The organism is Gimesia algae (assembly GCF_007746795.1).
Lineage (GTDB): Bacteria > Planctomycetota > Planctomycetia > Planctomycetales > Planctomycetaceae > Gimesia > Gimesia algae.
Window position 1 is genome coordinate 5,085,980 of record NZ_CP036343.1, and the last position, 23,188, is coordinate 5,109,167.

A 23,188-nucleotide genomic window follows, 5' to 3' on the forward strand; every position below is an offset into this window, starting at 1 on the left:
GGTTATTTGAAGAGATCATATTTTTGCTGTGGATTGTAAAACAACAGTTCAACTATGCAGTTCGCCGCCTTTACTTTTGAGTTCGTTCAATACATGGCCGTAGACGCCCTGCTCGTCTGGGTGACGATAGTAGTCGGCAGGATGCAACAGACATCCCTTTGCCTGAATCTCGGCAACCACTTTCTCCATCCAGTCATGAAGTGAATCAGCTACCGGGACCAGAACATCCGGAGAATGATTCATGAACAGCATGCTCCCCTCCGGGTACTCCGATTTTTTCGTGGCGATGCAGGTAAAATCGCCATTACCAAAACTGTGAAACGTAATGAATCCCTGTGCGTACTGCAGTGAATCCGCATCGTACAACTCTGCTGATAAAAGCTGCATGCCATTGGTGACAGTATAAAAGTCGCGCAGTTCCTGAGGCAGTCGCATCTTATCGATCAGGCTTTTCAGTTCATCCGCCGAAAGTGGGTCCTGCAATTGGACGGTAATCTCAAATTCGTCCTGATCTTCCGCGGTCAGATCTGCAATTTGCTCCAGCAGTTCTTTAATTCGGATCATTATTTTTGACCTTTCGTTGAAACAGGAGCCGTCTTCATTTCTTCCAACTCAATTTCGACAACGATAATGCCCCGCCCCGGAACGCGGACACTGAACTTTGAACCCTGGGGATGAATGGCAACACTGGGGAAGTCAGTCAGCACTTTGACCGACTTGACTGGTTTCCCAACGTCAATTTCGGGGCGTGCATAACTCAGGGAACGATTCTTGATCGCCATGCGAATGCGTCCGTCCGCCTGCTTCACTGGCATCAGCGCCACCGCCCCTTGATCGGAAGTGACGGTAATCGCCTGGGATACCTGTTGCAGTGTTTCGGCGCACGCTTTCAGAAAACTCGGAGAGACCTTGCGATAAGTCAGATGAGTCCAGTAACTGCGGGGAGCGGTGAGACTGGCCAGATCCCCTAAGGGCGTTTCCTCACCGTCCTTAATGATTTCTACCGCTGTGATCTCTGTTTCAGAGCTAATGCCATACACACCGCACCAGAGTTCATCGGGTGGATAAACATCGCTGAATTCAAAATCAGCGGCCGGCAGTGACGCCACTTTACGCCCGATCAGAACAATCGGCCCCCCCTGGTATTGCATTACGCCAGCCAGTTCCTCAGCGGGCAGCAGATGTGGATTGGGCACGAGAATAGCGCCTTTCGCCTTTGACAGTGACTTCACATTAATCGTTGTCTGTAGTGTGGCGCCGGCCCCCATCAGTTCTGCAACGAGATGATGCGTATTCCAGCTGCGTGTTTTAATGAAATCAGCCATTTGTGCGCGATATGCGGCGTCTGACCAGACGACTGTGACGCCATCTGTTTGCAGTGGAGGCTGCGTGAAAGCGAGATCCCAGCGTTCCTGCAGCCACAGCCATTCTTCGCGGCTCAGCCCATCGCCCAGGCAAATCAGAAAACCGTCCGAGCTCGGCTTGAGTGAGCCATCGGGCATAATGTGAAACACATTCGCCAGCGCTTGAATTTCCCGTTCCAGCACGGTGGGGTGGTGATGAATGGCGTCCCACTGCTCCACGACGTCATGCACCGTCTGCAGATTAATCAGCCGCGTATCAGGTAGAGCGGCTCTCATGAGCATCAGCATGGACAGGAAGTCATCGTGCCGATCGACGGCGGAAAGGCGCGGGTCCATCGCCAGGCTGGCGGCAACAGTTTCCACGATCACGCCATCAACGCCTGTCTGGGCAATCCGCTGATAATCAACACCGTAACGATAGAGGGATTCAAACGGAGCCCGTCCCCAGGCCGAATTGATGACCGCCTGCTTCTGCCGGGCATGCAGGGCGTCCACCATCGTCGACCAGAAACGCGCCCAGCGATCTGCATAGAATTCACTCCATTCCGCCCGTTTGTGATTCAGGATCCAGTCTCCCCGGGCCGTCAGCTTGTCGGCATTGTATCCGCATTCCTGTGTAACAACAGCCGGTAATTCCAGACCGGATGCCTTTTGAAACTGCTCGATCATATCGTCAGAATAGGATGTCAGGTGAATATTTCCTGAAAGTGGGCCAAATCCATCAGCACCGTGCCAGCCATCGAAACCGTAGTCAGTCAGCGTTTTGACCATCTGTGACGCGAAGTAGTCTTCGAAATAAGAGCCGTCATTCAGCCGGGCCAGACAATTCAATCCCCAGACTTTACCATAGCCCTTCCAGACATGCAGGACTTCCAGATGATCGCTGATCCATTCGCGATGAGTCCTATCCCGCGTATACTTCGCGAACGTACTCAGAAAGACCTGTACGCCCTGCTTTTGCAGATTCTTAATGAGGGCGCGGAGTTGAAAACTGGTCCAGTCCTGGCGTTTTCGCTCGCGATTGAATTCATGTCCTTCTCGCGAACAGTATTCGGGATACAGTGGGAAGTCCTGCTTGAGTCCAGGATGTGACAGTACAAAATCGGGGGAACCTATCAACAGGCATATCGAAGTGGGAGTGAATCCCGCTTTATCGAGATACTGTTGAACGCCATAATCGTCCTGCTGATTATCAAAGGCGATTAACTCAGTCCAGATCCAGCGTTCATAGTCGCGAGATTCAGTAGATTTTTCAGCGGCTGAAAGGGGGGTAACGACGAAGAGTACGAGCACGAAATAAAATGTCATACGCGACAGAGATATTTTTTGCAGAAGCATGGAATGATCCCAGCAGTTGGAGAGTCTAATTGGCAGGGGAGAACAGGTGAGACACAGTTTCCCATAATTTTACAGCGATCGCATCCAGACTGAAATCAGCGAAACCTGTTTTAGACTCTATTTTTCCGTTTTCCGGGAGAAGGACGGGCTTTCAATCCCGCTCTCGGAAATGGAACCTGTTTCCTGAGAAGCGAGAGCAACATTCGGTACTGTACCAGAGCTGCGACTCACTCTCACAGCGGTCGCCGCTCCGCATTTAATCATCGGACGTTCGACCCAATGATACGAAAGGCATGCGACATAATAACTGATCACAACCGATACAACAGCCAGCAACAGACCGAGCATAACGGGATATGCAGCGGTAACCGTCGGACTGACGACAGCCAGCAAACCACAGGCGAGCCAGTACAGGATGATAAAGTGATAGATATAGAATGAGTAAGACAACTGACCCAGCTTGCGGACAAGCGGAACATCCAGGACACGGCTCAGCAGCGGGTTGGTTTTTCCGTCTGCAAGAATTGCGATCAGAAGTGTTGCAAAAACCGCCTCCATCAGAACAGCACAGAACAGATTACCGGGTGAGAACACTGAGCGAGCCGATATTAAACAGACAATGCTGATTAGAAACAGTGTATTCCAGGCTTTCTGGTGGATATGCTGATTCAGTTTCTCAATCAGAGTTGGCAGCATCAACCCCAGATAAAACACATATCCATAGAGAAAGTAGAGACTTCCCGGCAGGACCACACAGATCAGACTGCAAAAGATGAGTAGCATGAGAAACATCAGATTCAGTTTTGTTCCCACACTGCGGCTGACAAAATACGCCAGCGGAAACACCGCAGATATGACCAGTTCCACTTTCAAAGTCCACACAACATGATTGATGTTGGTCTTTTGTAATGCATAATTGGCCAGCACGTTATCCATGGTAATCGGGTTCCGATACCACGCTTTGAACCAGATTGAGGTATTCGGGTACACCTTATAGGTATGAAAGTAGAATATCGAAAGAATAACCAGCGACAGGCAGACCAGATACGCCGGGTAGATGCGAAACAGGCGTTTTACCCAAAAGGCGATGCTTGTTCCCAGCGACTTTGATTTTCGGTCGAGTGACAGCCCCAGTACGTAACCGCTCAGGACAAAAAAGACCGTCACCGCGGCTCCGCCATTAAACGGTATGAGCAACAGGCGCGTGATGTAAGCCTGTGTGCCCTGTGTCGCCTGCAGCGGGGTCGCCCAGATCATTTCATTCTGGTTGACTGAAAACACAATCAGACAATGGCTCACTGCAACCATCAGAGCAGCAATACCCCGCAGTGATTCCAGTTTCGTAATAAACATGGTCTGATTCCGTCTGGCTGTGATCGAAGCTGTTACTCAAGTAATTTCCTCAGTTTAGCCCTCGCTCAGGGGCAGACACAATCAGAAAACCGAAGTAGAGCACCGATTCCCGCCTGATTTCCATCGAAGTCTTTTTATTTCACAGGTTTCCCGTTACGTCGATCAAACTGGAACGGGTCGGATGCATCATCTGTGACCGTGACTTTCAGGGGGGACGCAATCCCTCCCTGGTCAACTTCGACACGCAACAGATTTTTCGCGGCAAACGGCCGATCATGAATCCAGCGATGTCCGTCGCCATGGATGTAGAGGATCGGCTTTTTAAAGGCAATCGCTGTTTCACTCAACGGATCAAAGAAGTCATTGTGAGCCTTCACCGGTTTGGCGTGTCCGAAAATGACCAGACTGCTGACTTCATCACCGAAACGACGCAGGTTGCTGCGCACCCAGTTCAGATTGTCAGCGTGACGCTGTTTCCACTCCACAGGATCGTGAATACGGCCGCCCACCAGATTCAAACCGATAAACAATACGTTCCCTTTCACGAAGGAAAAGTTCTCTTCCCGCTCCAGTTGACGAAAGATTCGAAAAGAATGCTGCCAGCGACGGTCAAACCGCATGAAATACTGTTCCCAGAATTTCCACGCTTCCGCGGGATTGGCACAGTCATTCCATTCGTTATCCCCCGGAATAATAAATACCGGTGTTTTTGACTTGGCCAGCATACCGGCTACTTTAATATAGACGCCTTCATTACAGGGTGTGCTCCCCGCTTTGATATCTCCCACATGCACGACGAATTCGGCATCGTCTGGTAATTTCGTAATCTGTTCCGGCAGCAGGACATCTTCCGCCGGTTTGTAGGGAACGTCGCCCATCACGTAAAAAATGACCTGAGTCGTAGCCTGTGCACTCGATTCAGTTTTCTGCTCTGCCATGGCAGTCGAACCGCACAGCAGCAGGAGTCCCATTGAAACCATTCTCAATCGCATCGGTATCTCTATCCTCAAGAAAGAGTGAAACACAGTGTTATTCTTCGTAAGTGCAGAAGAATGCATTTAAAGCATGGTCAGCGGAGAAGAGAACAGCAAGTGCCCCGGTATTAAAATTGCGATACGCATATTTATTTCAGCCAAACAGCTTTCTGGCCGTCGGATAGACGAAGACAAACCAGTATCCACTGAGAAAACTGATCGCTGAGAAAAAGGCACAAGAGGGATCGATCCTGTTTCCAAAGAGAGTAAACGCAATCATGATCACTCCAATCGAAGTGATAGAACCTTTCCAGACATACTGCCAGGTCGGACAGTGTTCTGCAAGCTGCTTATGCCGTTCCTTTGATTCAAGGGATGGTTCGCCTTCAACCAGCGATTTCCCCTGATCTCCGTTCAAGCCCAGCTGAGTGAGGGTGATGACAAACGGTAAAAAGAAGAATCCCGCTATGAAGAACAGGATGACTGTGGCATTTTTAGAATTCAACATTCGAAGTAATGCATGCGTCTCGTCAAAGGTAGAGAAAGCCATGACTGAGCTATACAGGAGTGCCAGGGCTCCGAAGAGGGAGAAAATATTTGTCATGAGTTTTTCTGCCTGTTACTGAAACTGCATAAAGAACCGAGTGGAAGCATCGATTGCCAGAAACAGTAATACCAGAATCATCCACGTATTTACAAAGTAACTGATCCTCACTTTGCGCCGCTGTTCGACTGACAGGCGCTCTCCTCTGAACGCAATTTTTGCCAGCAGCAGGAGCGAATACAACTGCAGCGGAAAAAACATGATGCCATAGACGGCCATCTTCCAGGCTCTGTCGACCATTTGATTCAGATCGGAATCGGTGACTTCGGCATCGGCAGCTTCATCTTCTTCCCACTGCTCATCAAAGTCTCCTGCTTCGCCGTCCAGACCCTTTGTGTTGCGCCAATCCTCTTCGGTAATCGTTACCGGTTCATGGTCATGCACAACTTCGAATGCACGCGGCACATCTGACTCGGCAACCTGCACTTTGATTCCGCCTATCGCGTTCCCCAGATACCAGGCCATGCCGACAGCGACTTCATCCGACATAAACGAACGAATGCCTGCCGCCTCCAGTTCATTTTGAACCAGACTCGCTTCCACAGGTGAACTTAACGTCGCTACGGTGATTAATTCATGGGACACAGGTTTCTCTCCTGTAATGGTTAAGGCACTTTGACAATCACATTATCATAATGAATCGACTCTTTCGGCGTGACCAGGCCAATCTTGTCTTTGGTCGCGTGTGCGATACCGGGCGACTGCAGGGAACCGATCAGCTTGCCATTAATGAAGGCCTGCATCAGATCCCCCTTGATGCGCACGGTCACCGTGTACCACTTGTCTTTATCCAGCTTGACGGAAAAATCAGCCTGCGTCTTTTTCAGGATCGCCTGTTCTTCCGCCGTCAGCTTTTCTTTGGACCGGCGTTTTTTGAAGATCTCATTACTGAAGACACCGGTCTTACCATCACGGAGCGTCACCTTGGTGGGCGAGACCACCACGCGACAGAGGTGCCCCGCATGCGAGCCTTTGAACTTGTGCTGGTTGAATGTGAGATTGGTAGAAGGGGAACCAGCAAACTTAAGATCAACGGTCAGTTCTACATCGCTATAAGGTTTGGTCAACAACTGATGCACGGCGGCATGTCCGCCACCTTCGAGTTCGACTCCCTGCAGCACGCCGTCTTTGATCACTGACGAACTTTTATAGAGCGTCCACTGTTTGCCCAGTTCTGATTCAGAGAAGTCGTCCGTGAACAGCGTATGCTGATAATTATCGCCGCGAATGGCTACCGGCGCACCCGCGAAGGTCGGCAAGGGAAAGAACAGACAAACCAATGTAAGCAGACACCGTTGACACGACATGTTGAGCACCTTTATTGAATGCCGGTGGGAGAGACTTTCAGAAACAACTCATTTTATCCCGATCAGAGACACTGTTCACTCCTGAAACCGAAAAAGGGGACAGTTTTCCGGAGGATATTTCATCAACTTCACCGCAGCGAAAACTGAGTCTCCTGCTAATCATCAACGTAATAGCTGATACAAAGGATCGTATTTTTAAATTAGAAACTTCTGCGAACTCAAGCATACCCCTTCCTGGTCTGACAGTAGCTACAGGATTTGCTATGATGGGGGGGAGTAGCTTATTATTTCAGCAAGCCACTTCAGGCAGTGAGATTTCGAATAAACAGGGAAATTCTGGATTGAAACCAGATTCTGAAAAGGAAGCAGATTATGTGCACGCGTGCGGTTTACCTGGGGCCGGAAGGCGAGACTGTGACGGGTCGGACCATGGACTGGAAAGAAGACCTGCAGAGCAATCTCTGGATTTTTCCGCGGGGAATGTCCCGCGACGGAGGGCTGGGAGACGCTTCATTAAGCTGGACCAGTCAATATGGCTCCGTGGTCGCCTCGCTCTATGAAGGCGGAACCGCGGATGGCATGAATGAAGCAGGACTGGTGGCCAATCTGTTGTACCTGGTGGAATCAGAATACCCGGCCGACGACGATCCGCGGCCTGCGATTGTCATTTCCGCCTGGGCGCAGTATGTGCTGGACCAGTTTGCAACGGTCGAGGAAGCCGTCAGTGAACTGCGCAAAGAGACGTTCCGGATGGTGACAGTGGTGGCCCCCAATGGAGCCGCGGGCACAGTTCATCTCTCCCTCTCCGATCCTTCAGGCGACTCGGCCATTTTTGAATATATTGGTGGAGAGTTAAAGATCCACCATGGCCGTCAATATCAGGTTATGACAAACTCCCCTGTCTTCGATGAACAGATTGCTTTGAACAAATACTGGCAGCAGATTGGTGGCACAGTTATGCTGCCGGGCACCAACCGGGCGGCAGATCGATTTGCCCGAGCCTCCTTCTATATTAATGCCTGCGCGCAATCAGCTAATCCCCGAGAGGCGGCTGCCAGTGTTTTCAGTGTGATGCGGAATGTGAGTGTGCCCCGCGGAATCAGCACTCCCGATCAACCGAACATCTCTTCCACCATCTGGCGTACGGTCAGTGACCAGAAACATAAAATCTATTTCTACGAAGACACTGCCAGCCCGAGTCTGGTCTGGGTTAACCTGAAGCAGATCGATTTCAGTCCTGATTCAGGCACCCGAAAACTGACACTGGTGGGCAACTATAATCTCAGCGGCGATCAGACTGACCAGTTCCAGCCGGCGAAACCTTATCCTTTCATGGCACCTGTCTGAAAGAGTATGTCGAGATATTACAACTGTCAGGAACTTGATCAATGCATAACAGGCTGTTTATCGCTACCTTTACTTTTTGCAGTCTGATCATATCAGGATATGTATTCGCTGTGCCTCCCTCTCCTGTCGTGGGGCAACTGGTGGATGACATCCGGTTGCGGGGAACTGAGGATGTCTTTCTGCAAGGGGATTATGCTTATTTACCCTGTCGCGAAGGGAAGCGGCTGACCGTCTGTTCGATTAAAGATCCTGCGCATCCAGCTGTTGTTTCCAGTTTCACACATCCCCTGCTGGGGGAAGCGGCCGGTTTTGCCATACATGGAAACAGAATCTATGTGACTTCCATGAGCAGTCATCGGCTGCTGATATTAGATGCTTCCGATAAGAAATCGCTACAGCTGCTGGGGTCGGTGCCTGTCGGCGAAAAAGGAGTGCTCTATAAAGCAGCCTACCGGAACGGTTTCTGTTTTATTCCCAATCTTCACGAGAAGAAACTGTTTATTGTTGATGTGCGGAACCCGAAACAGCCACGAGTCATGGGTTCCGTGATCGTCACGACGGAAAACGATGGTCCGTTCAGCGTGACGCTCCACGCCGATTATGCCTACGTGGGCACGATCTTCGGCAAACAGAATCGACTGGCGGTTGTAAATATCAAAGATCCTGCCCAGCCGCGACTCATCAAAGAGATACTCGGTCCCGATATGGGGCACGCCAGTGGCCAGATCGCTGGTCAGAAATTCTACGCTGTCAACTGGGACCGCAACGCGTTTTTTGTTTTCGACCTCACCAATCCAGCGGCCCCTGACCTGCAGGCCAAACTGCTCGACAGACGACTGGGCAAACCCAATCGCTGTGTGGTTTCAGAAAATCGCGCTTACCTGCCGATGGTGGAGGGAGACGGCATTGCGGTCGTCGACCTTTCAAATCCGGCTCAACCCGCATTTCTGACAGTATATCATGATTCCGAGCTGTTAAAGAAAACCTATGGCGTCGCGGTGCGAGGTCCCCTGCTGTATGTCGCTTCCCGGGAAGGGAACAGTCTGGTAGTTCTGAACCGCGAGATGCTGGAGAGGAAGTAGGCTGTATCATCAGCATCAGACATCGCTCGGTCTCTTATCAAGTCTTATGTCTGCTCCGGCCAGTTCTCAGCTACCACGAATAAACGCTCAATCTCCCGACAGTCATTCTGCGTTTGTTTCAGTACGCTGATCATCAAAGGTCGGTCCCCTTTCTGAAAATGAACATCCAGAGTTCGTTTGAGTTCAGAGAAGGTCAATAACTTCTCAATACCCGGCTCTCTGACAGCAGGGGACAACCAGTCCGGTTTTTCCCGGATCTGATAAACAGCCTCGCTGTACTGTGTTTTGAGCCAGTCTAGCTCAGAACAATATAACCAGACGCCTTTTTCATGTGCAGGTGACATCCGCTCCGGGAGTGGGGTGGGTGCTGCCAGATGAGGATTGTAAAAAATGATGCCTTTGACAAACGCCACACGCCGCGTGACTTCAGGGAAATGCGTTTCGCTCAAAGGCAGCTGATATTCGAGCAACCGTCTGCACTTCTTTTCAAAGTTGTCTTTGGCGTTAGGGCCGATAAAATGGCTGCCGGTCGTATTTTCAGCGGGATAATGCAGATAATATTTCACAGCCGTCTCCCAGTGAGTCAACTCCCCCGCTTCATCTTCAAACAGGAAATCGATTTCACCAACCGTCTGGTTCTCAACAAACAACTGTCGATTTTGCGCGACAATCTTTAAGCGGCGAATCCGTTCCAGCCAGTATAATACCAGGCCTTCAAAGTACTGGCCTACACGGAAGCGGGAATAAGGCACGAGGAACTCCGTCAGTTCCTGTTCGCTAATCAGCGACAGGTCCTGGTCCTCCGATCTATGGGGATCTTGACTCGAGTCCGAAATCAGAGAGGCGCTGGTAATGACCCAGTGCAGGTCACGCAGTGACTGTGATTTATAGAGATCATGCTGGATTGAGTCGGACTTTTTTTGATTCATTGTTCCCAGTTTAAACAGTTTCGCATAAAATAACCAATCACAGTAAACGGAATATTGATCAGTACAGACATGAGAAAACGTGCGCGTTCATTGCTCCTGGAATAAACCTGCAGTGAAATGACTGAGTCGAAATGATGCATCAGCAAATTCTGGAATTCCTTCGTAGAGCTCTTAACTGGCTGAAAGGTCGAGAACCGCTGCTACTGCTGGTCTGCCTGGGTTTTGCTGTTTCCACCTGGGCCTTTATCGAAATTGCCGATGAAGTACTTGAACAGGAAACGCAGGCGTTTGACAAGTGGGTCATTCGATCATTACGCAAAGCGGATGATCCGGCGACTCCGATCGGGCCGGTCTGGGTACAGGAAATGGGCCGCGACCTGACCGCGTTTGGCGGGGTGGCTGCGCTGGTGTTGTTTACGGTAATCGTGGCGGGCTATCTGTGTATCGAAAAAAAGCCGCGCGTGATCGCGCTGTTGCTGGCAGCCGCTCTGGGAGGGTTGCTGCTCAGTTCCCTGCTCAAGCATTTTATCAGCCGACCACGGCCCGATGTGGTGCCGCACCTTTCCCACGTCTACACCAGCAGCTTCCCCAGCGGCCACTCCATGCTGTCTGCCGTGATTTATCTCACATTGGGCGCATTACTGGCATCAGTCATACCACGGACGATTTTGAAAGTTTATGTGCTCAGTGTGGCGATTCTGCTGTCCATACTGGTCGGCCTGAGTCGAATTTATCTGGGAGTGCATTACCCGACTGACGTCATCGCCGGCTGGATCGCAGGGCTCAGCTGGGCCCTGTTCTGCTGGAGCATCGCCCGCTGGCTGCAGAATCGTAATAAGATTGAAGATGATGAGGAAGAACCTGAGCCTAATTCGAAGTGACTTCGAATCTGCAAACCCTGCAAATGTCGTTCTAAAAATAATCACAAGTGAGTGAGACAACTGTTATGGTTTTCTGGAACTGGTTTAAACGCAAACCGCTGAATTTTGGTGAAGTCTTTGGTCCGCTCAGCAGCAATGCCGCTCAGCAGTTTTACGCAACACATTTTCCGGATAAAAACTCTTATAACAGCTTCGGCATTAAACTTCCCGAACCGCTGCTACTGGATCTAGAGCCTTTATTTGATCCCGTCGAATCGTTTCAGTTCTTTGGCCGTCCCTTCAAAGTCGGCAAACGCTGGATACTGGCGTATCATATGGAATACGATACGCCCACGATTATCGTGAATCAGGACTTCCAGATCCTACTGGAAGGGTTGGGATTGGATGATTCGACAGAGGAATATTTCGTGGCGGATCACTTTCTATCATTTCTCGATCTGCTGACCATCGAAGCAGACGCCGAAGAAGTTTGAGCGTGTCCAGACCTATTCATTCTGTGAATTCAATCGCATAGAGTTTCGTATTCCGCATCCGAAACTGCAGGCGGATTGGCTTGCCAGACAGTTCTTTCAATTCGTGACCGCTGTTCCATTTCACGGGGAAGTCAACAGAATCTGCGTGAATCGCTGTGAAGTCAGCGACGGTGAATCCAGGGATCGCGGTGCCAGCCGCATCCAGAACCGCCACGGTAGCAATACCAGTTCCGGCGACGTCTATGTTTAGTTTCAACTGACTGCCTGTCACTACCAGCGGTAGAGTAGTGAGCGTCCCCGGTAGATTGCCGGCATCCATGGATACGAATCCATCCAGACGCGATGTGGCGCAGTAGATGCCTCCCAGATCGCGTTTCAGCCATTCCACGCGATTTTTCAGATCACGATCCCAGACGACCGGACGACCATGTGTATGCGGCCAGCCAACAAAGTACTGATGCAGTTCGCGAGCTCGGCGGATCATCCCCGTGCCCATACTGACCAACTGCAGTTGAACGCCGTCTACATAATCTGGTTGAATCCAGGCATCCCGTTGACGGTCCCAGTGAATGCCATCGCGGCTGACTGCGAGTTGCACATCAAAGGTTCCATCGTTGCCATTCAGGGCGCGGTCTTTCAATGGAGAGCCCTGATACAGAAAATAAGCTGCCGGAAAAGCAAAATACGCGTTCTCTGCCCACGGGTAACGGAAGACATTACTGGTATAAAGTTGCACATTCTCGGGGTCACTGTCATCGGGCCGCATCACAATCGGAATCTCACGGCTGATCGTTGCTACTTTTTTCTTGCCCCAGACATGTAGAGGAGAAACACGATCATCGTAAGCCCAGGATACCTCGATGTCTTTGACAGCTACACGACCAATCGAACGTTTGGGATCCCAGGCCCGCAGATAAATCGCATACTGCTGTGTTTTCGGATCCCAGCATGCGGAAGGCTGACTGTCAGGAACGCGAGGCAGCAGACGCAGGTCAGACTGGGTCCAATTGATCCCCTCCGCAGAAGATGACAGATAGACGCCGGCCCGCGCGGGATCAGGCCAGTGCCGATTGTGCAGCAGGCGAAACCGTTTGTCCGCAGGCGCGTGCGGATCCATAAATACGCCCGCTTCGACCGCTTCAAACGGGAAGATATTATTGCGATTCGATCCCTGATAGTCGCTCAATTTTAACTCAGGTCGTTTCCAGGATAAGCCATCCTCACTGGTCGCCAGACAGAAGTGTTTTCGTTTTTCGCCATCATAGGCACCGTAATACAGCATCGCCGTCCCGTCATGATCGATCACGCTGCAATAAAAAATGAACCCCAGTGCTTCCCATGTCATTTCAGGTTTGAGTACGCGACGCAGGGAGTGAGGAGGATTGAACTGTCGTTTCACGTGCTCAGTCATTTCAGAATCGACCAGTTGTTCGTCCAGAAATAAATGGCGCCCTGAACTCATCTGGATGACGCCTGCACGCTCTCCGTCTGCTTTGCAGTCAGACACATAATTTAAAAACAAGAGGATCACAAACGCTAAACAGAAGCAGGAAAGTCGAGGCTGTTTCAGGTCATAATTCATGGTGAAGATGTATCCGAGGGGATCGAGGTTATCTGGACCGGTAATAATATTTGTGACGATATTGAGTGAATCTGATTTTTTATTTTCGAAGGTAGTAGTTTAACCGTTAAGATAGGACACAGGAAAGTCATTCGCAATTCTTTGACCAGGTATCCAATCAGAACAGGAACCGCTGTATGCTGCTGACAAATACACTGACGAATCAACCCGCATGTGCATTCCGGTTTCAGACCGTGTTGCTTGCGTGCCTGTTTCTACATACCACAACAGTAAATGCGCAAGAAAACCCAACCGCACTGCAGAATTTGATCGAAGAAATTGAGCAGCACGAGAAGTTGTATGCGAATCTAAAACTCGACGTTACCAGCGTGAATGAAATGCTTCCTGAACGCAAAGAGGCCGATCAACAAATTCGCCATGTGACCAAAACGATGCTTTTCCGACATGGAAATCAGTATCGTGAAGAGGAATCAAAACGGGGACGATTTCAGATCCAATATTTTGCTCCGCCAAAAAAAGAATTGAGGATGCATTCGAATACAGGAGTGATGAAACGCATGCAGGTTTATGATGGAGATATCTTTCGCAGTTATTCGAGTATTGATTTAACGACAGCCAGGAAAGATGGAAAACCCATAAAGCATCACTCTGGTGAAATCACAGATGAACCGCCGCAGGTTTCGAATCTGGTCCGACCTCATATGTTTCTGTTCTTCGACAGAGGCCCTTATGTTCCATTGTCGACGTTCCTCAAAGGGCCAGCAGCGATCGCGGCAACTCCTGGCGCAGCATATGAAACTCGCGACAGACAGATTCAGGTTCAAATCCTTGACGAAGAGAAGTTCGCTGGTTTTAAGTGCATTCGACTCAGTATTAAACTCGTCAAAGACAACGGTAGCCTGCTTACGCGGCACGAATTGTGGCTGGCGCAAGGACGGAACCTGATTCCTGTGCGCAAATTGAGTTTTCCCAGTCACAGGTCAGATACGATCCCCCGATCAGATTCCATCGTTGACACATGGCAGGAAATACGCCCTGGTGTCTGGTTTCCTCACAAAGCACACCAGGACGAGAACAATGTTTTTATCATCATCAAGGAAAATCGGCAGCAACGATACTGGCACAGAGAGTATGCCACCCAGGATGTCGAACTGAACCCGCAATTACCTGAAGACATCTTTACCAGACTTGAATTCCCTCCAGATACGGTAATGAAAAGCAGTTATCGGGGAAATTAATTCTCGAACATTAAAAAATGGTCTGCTCTTTAACAGATCAATCAACAGGGAGTTCAAAAACTGGATCTTCAGGTATGAGGTTGGTTACCTAAATAATAATTCCTTCGGGCCGACCAGGTATCAGAGTCTATCTACTAAAGACCGAACATTGAATCCACAAGTGAACATGCTATCGCCCCAGACACAACACCTCTGGGTATCATTTCACATGAAAGCCCACTCAATGTTAAGCGATACATACTTCACTCTTCTTCGAGCATCGGTGGCACAACCCCATCCACTGCCGGTGGCACACCCTCATCCAGCATTGGTGGCACAGATTGTTCGTCTGAGATAGTGACTCTGCCCGAATCGTATGTTGGTCTCACACCGCCACCACCAATGGCCTGATATGTATTTACGATGGCAGCCAGTTGCTGCTGTTTGGTTTCGATCAAAACCACTTTAGCATCCTGCAGGTCACGCTGTGCCAGCAGCACATCCACATATTCGGCGCGGGCGTTCTGGAACAGCTTGTCAGCAACATCGACCGATGTTTCAAGTGCTTTCAACTGCTGCATTTTGATTTCAACGCTCTTGCCGTAGTTTTCTACTTTGTTGATGCGGTTCACCACTTCGGTGAAGGCATTCAAAACAGTACGCTGGTATTTGTAAACCGCCTGCAACTGTCGGGCATTCGCATTCAGGTAATCTGCCTTGATGGCTCTTCTGTTGATTACCGGAGCCACGAGTTCGCCGATGGCATTGTATACTAAGGATTCCGGCGTAATAAACAGATAGCGGGGATTGAAAGCCGAATACCCCACCCCGGCGTTCAATACCAGTGAAGGATAGAAGCGTGCCCGGGCAACTTGTATTTCTAGTCCCGCCGCCTGCAACTCGCGTTCTGCCTGGCGAATGTCGGCACGGTTGTTCAACATCTGTGAAGGGACACCAATACTGATGGTATGCATATTAAGCTCGAAGAAATCCACCAGTCTGCGTTCAACAGGCTGCGGGTATCGACCAGCGAGAAAGTTAATCCGGTTTTCTGTTTCGATCAGCCTCTGCTGGATGATCAGCTTTTCACTCTGGTTCTTGCGAACCTCTGCTTCGAAACGCTGAACCGCCAGCTCTGTGCCGCGCGCTGCTTTTTTATTTGCCTTGGCAACCTCGAGACTTCGTTCCTGCAGTCCGATCGTAATATCTAACGTCTCCAACCGTTTGTCGAGCGCCAGCAGTTCATAATAATTCTCTGCAATCTCGGCGACCAGACGTGTCGTGATGTAGTTTCGTCCCTCATCGGTAGCCAGGTAGCGTAGCGAAGCAGCGTCCCTGGAATTCCGCAGCTTTCTCCAGATGTCAATCTCCCAGGAGATATCGGCTGCGAGCAGGAAATTGGGCAGTGGCTCAGGAAAAGCTTTACCTGGAGCAATCTGCAGTTGATCTTCAACAGCACCGGCACGGGTATAGCGGCCTGGTTTATTGATATCCGCGCCCGCCCTCAAATTGAGGAAAGGCAGATACGACCCTGTCCAGGCATATGCCTCGTTGTTGGCGATATCAATGTCCTGAGCCAGGATTTTCAACTCCTGGTTATCCACCATCGCCTGGTCAATCAAAGCCGACAGCATGGGGTCGTCGAACAGCACCCGGAATTCAAGTTCCGCTGAGTTTGTTTCGTCGTAACTGCCATTGAAGGTGTCGGGCATTCCCGGTCCTTCATCCGCATCTTGAAGACAGGGAATTTTGCATGACGTGAGCAAAAGCAACAGAGACGAAATGACCGCAGGCCAAAAAGCGAGCCTCTTAATGAGAGAGGTGGAATATCTCACTGAAAACTTCATCTGCCTAATCCTTGACACTTTGACCAGAATATTAAGTTCCTGGTTACCAACCACTATCCTTGTGGATTTATTGTGTGGATTGTCAGTTCATGTCCTTGTTTTGGCGGCAGATTCAGATGCATGTCGAGACAATCACGGTTACTTCTTAATTCGACCTGAGATTGGGATCAACTTAATTTGATTTCATGGCAAGCTGGAATTCTACAGTGATTGGAGAATCCGAACAGAATAGCTGACCAGACAGCACTGAGTTACCAACGAGAATGGGGGAGATATTCCTGTATTTCAAGCGATTTTCGCTTCGTATACGAAGTGATTCACGACGACTGATCCAATTAAAATCAACTCAGGCGTCGGTATTGCATACTGCTTAAGAATCGCGTTCGAATAACTCAGTGAGAGGTTCATCATGCTCGTCCCTGATCAGTTTTTTCCCATCCGCCATTTTGGCGAACAGGTAGTAAAGACCAGGAATCACCAGGACTCCGATTAACGTCCCCATGAGCATCCCCCCCACTGCCGTCGAACCAATCGTGCGGTTACCAATTGCCCCGGGACCAGTCGCACGTACCAATGGAATCAGACCGGCGATAAAAGCGAACGACGTCATCAGAATCGGTCGGAAGCGAAGTCGTCCTCCCTCGATGCCAGCCTCTTTGATGCTCAAACCTTCATGGCGGCGCTGGACGGCGAACTCGATGATCAAAATCGCATTCTTACCCAGTAACCCCACCAGCATGACCAGACCAATCTGGCAGTAAACATCGTTTGCCAGCCCCATACCTTTCAGGAACAGAAACGATCCGAACAGCCCAACGGGTAATGAGACGATGACTGCCAGCGGCAGGATAAAACTTTCGTATTGTCCCACCAGAACCATGTACACAAAGACGACCACGATTAAAAAGATATAGATCGCCGTATTCCCTGCTCCGGCTTCGTCATAAGCCAGGCCACGCCAACCGATGTCGAAGCCGTGTGGCAGCGTCTGGGCGGCGACTTCCTGGATGGCCGCGATCGCCTCACCACTGCTGTAGCCCTTCGCTGGAGCGCCTTGAATCGGAGCGGTGGGATATAAATTGTAGCGACTGATCTCATTCAACCCCTGCTTTTTCTTAATCTTCATGAACGAAGAGTAGGGGACCATTTCTCCACGGTCGTTTTTTACGAACATATTGGACAAATCCTCGGGGTACCGCCGGAACTCGGGTGCGGCCTGCACATACACCTTGTAAAACTGCCCGAAGCGGACAAAGCCTTGCTCCCAGGTACTCCCGACAACAATGGAGAGATTGTCCATGGCATCACGGATCGACACACCTTTTTGCATGGCCACGTCATTGTCGATCACGATTTCATACTGCGGATAGTTGGCAGCAAAGAATGTGAACAATCCCTTGAGTTCCTTGCGTTTGGACAAAGCCGCCATGAAGGTATCGGTCACTTTTCCAAGTGTTTCGTAGTTGCCACTATTGGTCTTATCGAGCAGGTTCACCGAGAACCCCCCGGCTGCACCAAAACCCGGGACCGCAGGTGGCTCAAAAAACTCCAATTTAATATTGGCGATCTCTGTCCCTTTTTTCTCCAGTTCCTCGATGATCTCCTTCGACGTCAGCTCGCGCTCAGCCCAAGGCTTCAAGTTGATAATACACGTTCCCGCATTGGAGCCGCGGCCTTCGGTCAAAACCTCATAACCGGCGATGGAGGAGACCGAGGTAATCTCGTCCATCTTTTTACAGATCGCCTGCAGCTCGTGGCATTTGGAGTTAGTGTATTCAAGCGTCGAACCTGGAGGTGTCTGAACGATGCCGTAGATCATGCCCTGGTCTTCCAGGGGAATAAAGCCAGTGGGCAGCACCTGGTTTACGACCAGAATGCCATAACCAAAGGCCCCAATGACGACCATGGTCAGCAAGCGTCGTGTGATGATCAGTCCCAGGATGGCGGCGTAACCACTCGTCACTTTTTCGACGCCCCGGTCGAATAGATGCAAAAAGATGCCCAGCGGGCCCCGCACCTTCTTGCTCCCGTCGCTTCCCGAAAACACCGCTCGGAACGATAAGATAGCTACCACCGCCACAATACCGGCAATAACCTGCAGCTTCGTCTCATTCAACGCGACTTGCTCGGATATCACCTCGTGTATTAGCTTATTGTGTAGCATAACGTAGACACCAACACCTACACCGAGACCGAGAACGACGTTTAGCAGGCCGCGCAAAATAGGGGCGTAACGCCCTGCGACCTTCGAGATACCACGGTTAACCAAAGCAATCAAGCCGCGTTGTTCCTTGCTGTTAAGGGGCTTGAGAATCATAGCGCAGAGAACCGGCGTAAGTGATAAAGCGACCACACCGGAGATCACGATGGACATGGCCATCGTGAGGGCAAACTGACGGTAGAAGACACCGACCGGCCCGGTCATGAAGGTTACCGGGATGAACACTGCAGTCATCACCAGCGTAATGGCGATAATTGCGCCACTGATCTCATGCACGACCTCCCGGGTTGCCTGATAAGGACCGAGGTGTTTTGTGTGCATTTTTTCATGCACTGCTTCGACCACAACAATCGCATCGTCCACCACGACCCCAATGGCCAGCACTAAGGCAAATAGTGTGATCAGGTTGATCGACATTCCAAACATCAACATAAAAAAGAACGTACCGATCAACGATACGGGAACCGCTAAGGTTGGGATCAAGGTACTGCGAAAATCCCCCAGGAATAGATAGACCACCAGCGAAACAAGGATGAAGGCCTCAAACAAGGTGTGCAGCACCTTTTCGATGGACGCGTCCAGAAAGTGGGAAACGTCATAGGTAACCGCATAGTCCATACCCGGAGGGAACGATTCCTGCTTAATCTCTGCCACCTTCGCCTTGACCTTTTTGATGACTTCGGCAGCGTTGGAGCCAGGGGTTTGCTTCAGCACGATGGCCGCCGAAGGCAAGCTATCGATGTCCGAGTAAAGATCGTAGAAAGAAGAACCCAGTGAAACCTGAGCGACGTCTCCCAGACGTAAGATCTCGCCGTTGGGATTCGACTTCAAAATGATCTGCTCGTATTCCTCCGGTGTTTTATAACGTCCCACCCAGGTGAGTACGTATTCCAGGCTTTGAGACGTCTGGCCCGTCGCTTGCCCAAGTCGGCCGGGTGAACCAATCATGCTCTGTTCGTTGAGCGCCTCCATCACTTCTTCGGCGTCGACTTTATAGGCCCGCATGCGATCCAGGTTCAGTTCGACGCGCATGGCGTACGAGCGGTTACCGAGAATAGTGGCTCGACCTACGCCGGGGATCCGCTTGATCTCATTCAGTACGTTGACTGTGGCGTAGTTGTACAGAAAGTTTTGGTCGACGTTAGGATCCTTACTGAAAATATTCACATACATCAGCATACTTGTCATGTTCTGCATGACGATGATTCCCTCCCGTTCCACGATGGGAGGGAGTTGGTTCTTGACCATATTGACCCGGTTATTAACGTTCATGACAGCCACATTTGCATCTGTACCTGGCTCGAAGACGATCTGAATCGTTCCTTCCCCGGCACTGGTAGCGTCGCCCATCATGTAACGCATATTCGGGACACCATTGATAGCTTGCTCCAGGATCACCATCGTTGAGTCGATTAAGATCTTGGCACTGGCGCCAGGATAAGAAACCGAGACCCGCACGCTCGGCGGCGCGACCGAGGGAAACTGCGAAATCGGCAATGTGCCGATCGCCAGCCCACCCATGAACAGGATGAGCAGTGAAATCACAATGGCCAAGGCAGGCCTGTGAAGAAATTTTGCAAACATGGCGGGGATTCCTATTCAGCGGCGAATTTCAGATTCTCAACAGCAAGAGCTTTTTCGGGAGCCAGGTACTCGTATTTCACCTGCTCTCCATCGCGAACCTGTTGGATCCCCTCAAGAATGATCTTGTCGTTCACGTCGAGACCTTCTTTAACAAGGAATATGTCGTCTTGCTCTTTTAAGATTACGATTTCACGCTGATGCACGATACCATGTTCGCCGGCATGCTCACCTTCATGTTTTCCGGGATGTTTCTCCGCATGTTTCACTTCATGCTTTTCGGCATTCTTTGCAGCATGTTTTTCTCCGTGCTCAGCGTGCCCTTTCGCCTCATGATTTGCTGTATGATTCTCAGCTTTTGCCATGTGTTCCTTGAGATCATCTTTTCCAACAACATAAGCGTATTTCTTGGCGAGAATTTCATAAGTTGCCCGCTGAGGGATCACGATCGCGTCCTTGATAACGCGACTGAGCAAAATGTTCCCGGTCTGACCATGTCTCAACAGGCCATTCGGATTGGGGAAATCTGCACGGAAGGAAATGTTCCCGGTCTCGTTATTAAAATCGGCCTCTATCGCACCAATTTTGCCAACCTGAGGGAATCGGGAGCCATCTGCTAACTGGAGTTCTACTTTAATATCATCCCGGTTTGGGTCAGCTTTATACTCGAGATAACGTGCTTCAGGTACGTTGAAGTAAACCCACATGACGCTGTTGTCAGACAATGTCGTAAGAATATCACCTTCTGAGATCAAGCTACCCTGCTGATGATGCTGTTTATCGATAATGCCTTCGAATGGGGCCTTGATCGTCGCAAAGTCCAGCTCGGCCTGTGTCAGCTGCATATTGGCCGTCACCTTTGCCAGTTTAGCCTTAGCAAGAGCGACCTCCGGTTTTGCTACCACATTCTGCCGATACAACCTTTCCGTGTTATCGTATTCGATTTGAGCGAGCTGAACTTCGGCTTTTTCGGCATTTAGCTTTGCCTGATAAAGTGTGGGCAAGATTGTAAACATCGTACTCCCCTGCTTCACCAGCTGCCCTTCCTTAACCGGGATCTCCTCAAGATACCCGTTCTCCAGAGCTCGAATTTCAATATGACGGTACGAATGGATCTGGCAGACATATTGCTGGGTGCTGATCACATCCTTAGCCATTGGACTGGTGACAACAATTTTGTGTTGTGGATGCTCTTCATGATGCTCTACAGCGCTATGCCCTTCCAGTTTGGAACAGGCGGGTAGAGAAAGAGTGAGGAGCATCAGACTGATAGCCGAGAGCGGTGAGAGTTGCATAGTGTAATTCTCGCAGGTGGATTTCCATGTCCAGTACGGGAGCATTTACCGAGGACAATAAAAAGGAATGAATAATCATCTCAAACGCAATCTACATACCACTTAATAAAAATAATTGACGTACGCTCTTCCCAATCCTATTTCAGCCTTGAATTACAGGAGCTTTTATGCGGGAATTATTTATTCTTGCAGTGCTTTCCCTGATCATATCCGGGAAAAAATTCGATTCTGAAGAAGTTTTCGTGCAAGATCTTGCACTCAAAAACGCAACTTATTGCACGAAGTAACGCAAAAATATGCAGGTCCTGAAATGAGGTGACTTGCATTGTTTTTTTCTGAGGAATGGCAGGGGACGATGTCCTGCCACCAGAAATCTGCAGACCAAATGTGGAAGACATCTAAACTGTGATCTTATATGCAGCTGCAGGCACCACGTAGATTTCTGGTAGGATCTCTCACCGGGCGCCGAAGGGAAAATGCTTCACTAGGCCGAAACTTCTTTCGGATTTGTTCACCTCTGATCGCTAGAGAGTGTCCCGTTTTACTGCAGCGTCTCCGGGGACATTTGGACCGAACGTAATAGCATTTGAAATACGATGGTAAAATGTGATGCGATCCAGCAGCATTCTGCTCAGTCGGGATGGTTTTATTTGCCGACTGGCAGCAAACCGTCGCTCTAACTGGCTATTCTGATTTAGAGAGGTTTGGTTTTGAGAAGTTGGATGAGAATATCGATCAGGTCCGGCGCGAGATCGACTCAATTCAGGTCCATTGTTTTTCAAAACAGGCGGGAGTGTGTCTTTCAAGTGTTCGAAACAGGTTTGATAAATAGTGCTCAACAGGAACTCCTGCTTCCTCAGAAATGGAAATATGCTTTCATACAAGTAGCAATGATAGTGCTGATTTTACTACGTCTGGCCGATGATCAGAGATCAAATTCAAGGCGACGCGCGCGACGCTTATCTGCGTAGTTTCTTGGAAGGCACCGCGGGATCAAGTCGAATCTATGTAGTGAATATCGGGCAGTGGTGAAGAACTGAAAACGGGTCTGAAATCAAGATGCTGGAAAATCCCCGCAGTGTATCGACAGCGATTCTACAGGTGGGTATGTTCAGCCGTTACAGTTTGGTATAGAATATCAGACGATGCCTCGTATCCTGTTCCTTTAACGCCGGTGACTGACTGTGCTGTTTCGACTGTTTCTTCTGTTCACGATTATCCCTCTCGCCGAGCTGTGGCTGCTGCTCTGGTTCAGTTCGCTGACCAGTCCAGTAGTAACCTTTGGCCTGGTTGTGGTGACGGGAATTCTGGGCGCCTGGCTGGCGCGGAAACAGGGGTCGCAGGCCTGGCGGAAAATTCAACAGCATATGGTACAAGGACAGCCTCCTACCAGCGCGCTGCTGGACGGACTGATGATTCTTATTGCCGGTGCGTTTCTCATCACGCCAGGCATCATGACTGACATGGTCGGTTTTGCCCTGCTGATTCCTCCCGTTCGCGAAATACTGAAAGTCCGGGTCGGAGAATGGCTCAAACAACGGGCACTGTTACAGGTCCGTTCGCAGAATACTTTTTATACCAGTGGAACCCATTTTCAGGATTTTCAGCAATCGACGGGTCCCAGTCAGACTGCCGCAGAAGAAGATATCATCGATGTGGAGTTCACTCGTAAAGATTCTTCAGAACCAGAATAACCAGCTTTACAATTGCATCAGGGGGGACGGCTCTTATAATCGAAAACAGACAGATCATTGTGTCTACATGTTAACTTCCTTTAGATATTGTCCGCTGAT

18 protein-coding genes are annotated in these 23,188 nt (G+C 50.0%); 6 read left to right on the plus strand and 12 right to left on the minus strand.

Going from position 1 to position 23,188, the window contains the following annotated elements:
* Positions 1 to 48: 48 nt before the first annotated feature.
* The 7 genes from Pan161_RS18885 to Pan161_RS18915 all read right to left on the minus strand — a co-directional run bounded on the left by Pan161_RS18885 (position 49) and on the right by Pan161_RS18915 (position 6,940).
* Positions 49 to 564, minus strand: a complete 516-nt coding sequence (locus Pan161_RS18885) for an SMI1/KNR4 family protein (RefSeq protein WP_145229762.1) — start codon at positions 562 to 564, stop codon at positions 49 to 51.
* The gene (locus tag Pan161_RS18890) at positions 564 to 2,702 is read right to left on the minus strand and encodes a hypothetical protein (protein WP_145229764.1); all 2,139 of its coding nucleotides are present in this window, start codon (positions 2,700 to 2,702) and stop codon (positions 564 to 566) included. The genes Pan161_RS18885 and Pan161_RS18890 overlap by 1 nt, the downstream gene beginning before the upstream one ends.
* A gap of 117 nt (positions 2,703 to 2,819) precedes the next feature.
* Positions 2,820 to 4,055 carry an acyltransferase family protein gene (locus Pan161_RS18895; RefSeq protein ID WP_145229766.1) on the minus strand — a complete coding sequence of 412 codons (1,236 nt, stop codon included), beginning with the start codon at positions 4,053 to 4,055 and terminating at the stop codon, positions 2,820 to 2,822.
* Between the two features lie 134 nt (positions 4,056 to 4,189).
* The gene (locus Pan161_RS18900) at positions 4,190 to 5,047 is read right to left on the minus strand and encodes a hypothetical protein (protein ID WP_145229768.1); all 858 of its coding nucleotides are present in this window, start codon (positions 5,045 to 5,047) and stop codon (positions 4,190 to 4,192) included.
* A 136-nt stretch (positions 5,048 to 5,183) separates the two neighbouring features.
* A complete protein-coding gene (locus Pan161_RS18905) occupies positions 5,184 to 5,633 on the minus strand; it encodes a hypothetical protein (protein WP_145229770.1) in 450 nt (149 codons plus the stop codon).
* A 15-nt stretch (positions 5,634 to 5,648) separates the two neighbouring features.
* On the minus strand, positions 5,649 to 6,218 hold the full coding sequence (locus Pan161_RS18910) for a putative signal transducing protein (protein ID WP_197995409.1): 570 nt from the start codon (positions 6,216 to 6,218) through the stop codon (positions 5,649 to 5,651).
* Positions 6,219 to 6,238: 20 nt separating this feature from the next.
* The gene (locus Pan161_RS18915) at positions 6,239 to 6,940 is read right to left on the minus strand and encodes a family 16 glycoside hydrolase (protein WP_145229773.1); all 702 of its coding nucleotides are present in this window, start codon (positions 6,938 to 6,940) and stop codon (positions 6,239 to 6,241) included.
* 372 nt (positions 6,941 to 7,312) lie between these two features.
* Between Pan161_RS18915 and Pan161_RS18920 the strand changes: the two genes are divergently transcribed.
* Entirely contained in the window at positions 7,313 to 8,287 is a 975-nt protein-coding gene (locus tag Pan161_RS18920; protein ID WP_145229776.1) for a linear amide C-N hydrolase, read from the plus strand.
* A gap of 41 nt (positions 8,288 to 8,328) precedes the next feature.
* Entirely contained in the window at positions 8,329 to 9,369 is a 1,041-nt protein-coding gene (locus Pan161_RS18925) for an LVIVD repeat-containing protein (RefSeq protein ID WP_145229778.1), read from the plus strand.
* Between the two features lie 44 nt (positions 9,370 to 9,413).
* Here the strand turns inward: Pan161_RS18925 and Pan161_RS18930 are convergent, their stop codons facing one another.
* Positions 9,414 to 10,298 carry a DUF1853 family protein gene (locus Pan161_RS18930; RefSeq protein ID WP_145229780.1) on the minus strand — a complete coding sequence of 295 codons (885 nt, stop codon included), beginning with the start codon at positions 10,296 to 10,298 and terminating at the stop codon, positions 9,414 to 9,416.
* Between the two features lie 134 nt (positions 10,299 to 10,432).
* Here Pan161_RS18930 and Pan161_RS18935 point away from each other — a divergent pair, with 134 nt between their 5' ends.
* On the plus strand, positions 10,433 to 11,179 hold the full coding sequence (locus Pan161_RS18935) for a phosphatase PAP2 family protein (protein WP_145232752.1): 747 nt from the start codon (positions 10,433 to 10,435) through the stop codon (positions 11,177 to 11,179).
* 47 nt (positions 11,180 to 11,226) lie between these two features.
* Positions 11,227 to 11,652 carry a hypothetical protein gene (locus Pan161_RS18940; protein ID WP_145229783.1) on the plus strand — a complete coding sequence of 142 codons (426 nt, stop codon included), beginning with the start codon at positions 11,227 to 11,229 and terminating at the stop codon, positions 11,650 to 11,652.
* 16 nt (positions 11,653 to 11,668) lie between these two features.
* On the opposite strand, the gene Pan161_RS18945 is transcribed toward Pan161_RS18940, so the two are convergent.
* The gene (locus tag Pan161_RS18945; RefSeq protein WP_145229785.1) at positions 11,669 to 13,114 is read right to left on the minus strand and encodes a glycoside hydrolase family protein; all 1,446 of its coding nucleotides are present in this window, start codon (positions 13,112 to 13,114) and stop codon (positions 11,669 to 11,671) included.
* Between the two features lie 296 nt (positions 13,115 to 13,410).
* On the opposite strand from Pan161_RS18945, the gene Pan161_RS18950 reads away from it, so the two are divergent.
* On the plus strand, positions 13,411 to 14,472 hold the full coding sequence (locus Pan161_RS18950) for a hypothetical protein (RefSeq protein WP_145229787.1): 1,062 nt from the start codon (positions 13,411 to 13,413) through the stop codon (positions 14,470 to 14,472).
* Between the two features lie 242 nt (positions 14,473 to 14,714).
* Here Pan161_RS18950 and Pan161_RS18955 read toward each other — a convergent pair whose 3' ends face one another.
* From Pan161_RS18955 to Pan161_RS18965, 3 genes are all read right to left on the minus strand, one after another.
* A complete protein-coding gene (locus Pan161_RS18955) occupies positions 14,715 to 16,163 on the minus strand; it encodes a TolC family protein (protein WP_145229789.1) in 1,449 nt (482 codons plus the stop codon).
* 505 nt (positions 16,164 to 16,668) lie between these two features.
* A complete protein-coding gene (locus tag Pan161_RS18960; RefSeq protein WP_145229791.1) occupies positions 16,669 to 20,103 on the minus strand; it encodes an efflux RND transporter permease subunit in 3,435 nt (1,144 codons plus the stop codon).
* An 11-nt stretch (positions 20,104 to 20,114) separates the two neighbouring features.
* Positions 20,115 to 21,395: an efflux RND transporter periplasmic adaptor subunit gene (locus Pan161_RS18965; protein WP_145229793.1), complete on the minus strand. Its 1,281-nt coding sequence runs from the start codon at positions 21,393 to 21,395 to the stop codon at positions 20,115 to 20,117.
* Positions 21,396 to 22,579: 1,184 nt separating this feature from the next.
* Between Pan161_RS18965 and Pan161_RS18970 the strand changes: the two genes are divergently transcribed.
* The gene (locus tag Pan161_RS18970) at positions 22,580 to 23,089 is read left to right on the plus strand and encodes an FxsA family protein (protein ID WP_197995410.1); all 510 of its coding nucleotides are present in this window, start codon (positions 22,580 to 22,582) and stop codon (positions 23,087 to 23,089) included.
* The last annotated feature ends 99 nt before the right edge of the window (positions 23,090 to 23,188 follow it).

Excerpts from the sequence above, each read along its gene's own strand:
- Pan161_RS18965 (WP_145229793.1), bottom strand. The coding sequence starts at position 21,395 with ATGCAACTCTCACCGCTCTCGGCTATCAGTCTGATGCTCCTCACTCTT.
- Pan161_RS18905 (WP_145229770.1), bottom strand. The coding sequence starts at position 5,633 with ATGACAAATATTTTCTCCCTCTTCGGAGCCCTGGCACTCCTGTATAGC.
- Pan161_RS18890 (WP_145229764.1), bottom strand. The coding sequence starts at position 2,702 with ATGCTTCTGCAAAAAATATCTCTGTCGCGTATGACATTTTATTTCGTG.
- Pan161_RS18925 (WP_145229778.1), top strand. The coding sequence starts at position 8,329 with ATGCATAACAGGCTGTTTATCGCTACCTTTACTTTTTGCAGTCTGATC.
- Pan161_RS18945 (WP_145229785.1), bottom strand. The coding sequence starts at position 13,114 with ATGAGTTCAGGGCGCCATTTATTTCTGGACGAACAACTGGTCGATTCT.
- Pan161_RS18895 (WP_145229766.1), bottom strand. The coding sequence starts at position 4,055 with ATGTTTATTACGAAACTGGAATCACTGCGGGGTATTGCTGCTCTGATG.
- Pan161_RS18935 (WP_145232752.1), top strand. The coding sequence starts at position 10,433 with ATGCATCAGCAAATTCTGGAATTCCTTCGTAGAGCTCTTAACTGGCTG.
- Pan161_RS18915 (WP_145229773.1), bottom strand. The coding sequence starts at position 6,940 with ATGTCGTGTCAACGGTGTCTGCTTACATTGGTTTGTCTGTTCTTTCCC.
- Pan161_RS18930 (WP_145229780.1), bottom strand. The coding sequence starts at position 10,298 with ATGAATCAAAAAAAGTCCGACTCAATCCAGCATGATCTCTATAAATCA.
- Pan161_RS18885 (WP_145229762.1), bottom strand. The coding sequence starts at position 564 with ATGATCCGAATTAAAGAACTGCTGGAGCAAATTGCAGATCTGACCGCG.
- Pan161_RS18950 (WP_145229787.1), top strand. The coding sequence starts at position 13,411 with ATGCTGCTGACAAATACACTGACGAATCAACCCGCATGTGCATTCCGG.
- Pan161_RS18900 (WP_145229768.1), bottom strand. The coding sequence starts at position 5,047 with ATGCGATTGAGAATGGTTTCAATGGGACTCCTGCTGCTGTGCGGTTCG.
- Pan161_RS18960 (WP_145229791.1), bottom strand. The coding sequence starts at position 20,103 with ATGTTTGCAAAATTTCTTCACAGGCCTGCCTTGGCCATTGTGATTTCA.
- Pan161_RS18920 (WP_145229776.1), top strand. The coding sequence starts at position 7,313 with ATGTGCACGCGTGCGGTTTACCTGGGGCCGGAAGGCGAGACTGTGACG.
- Pan161_RS18955 (WP_145229789.1), bottom strand. The coding sequence starts at position 16,163 with ATGCCCGACACCTTCAATGGCAGTTACGACGAAACAAACTCAGCGGAA.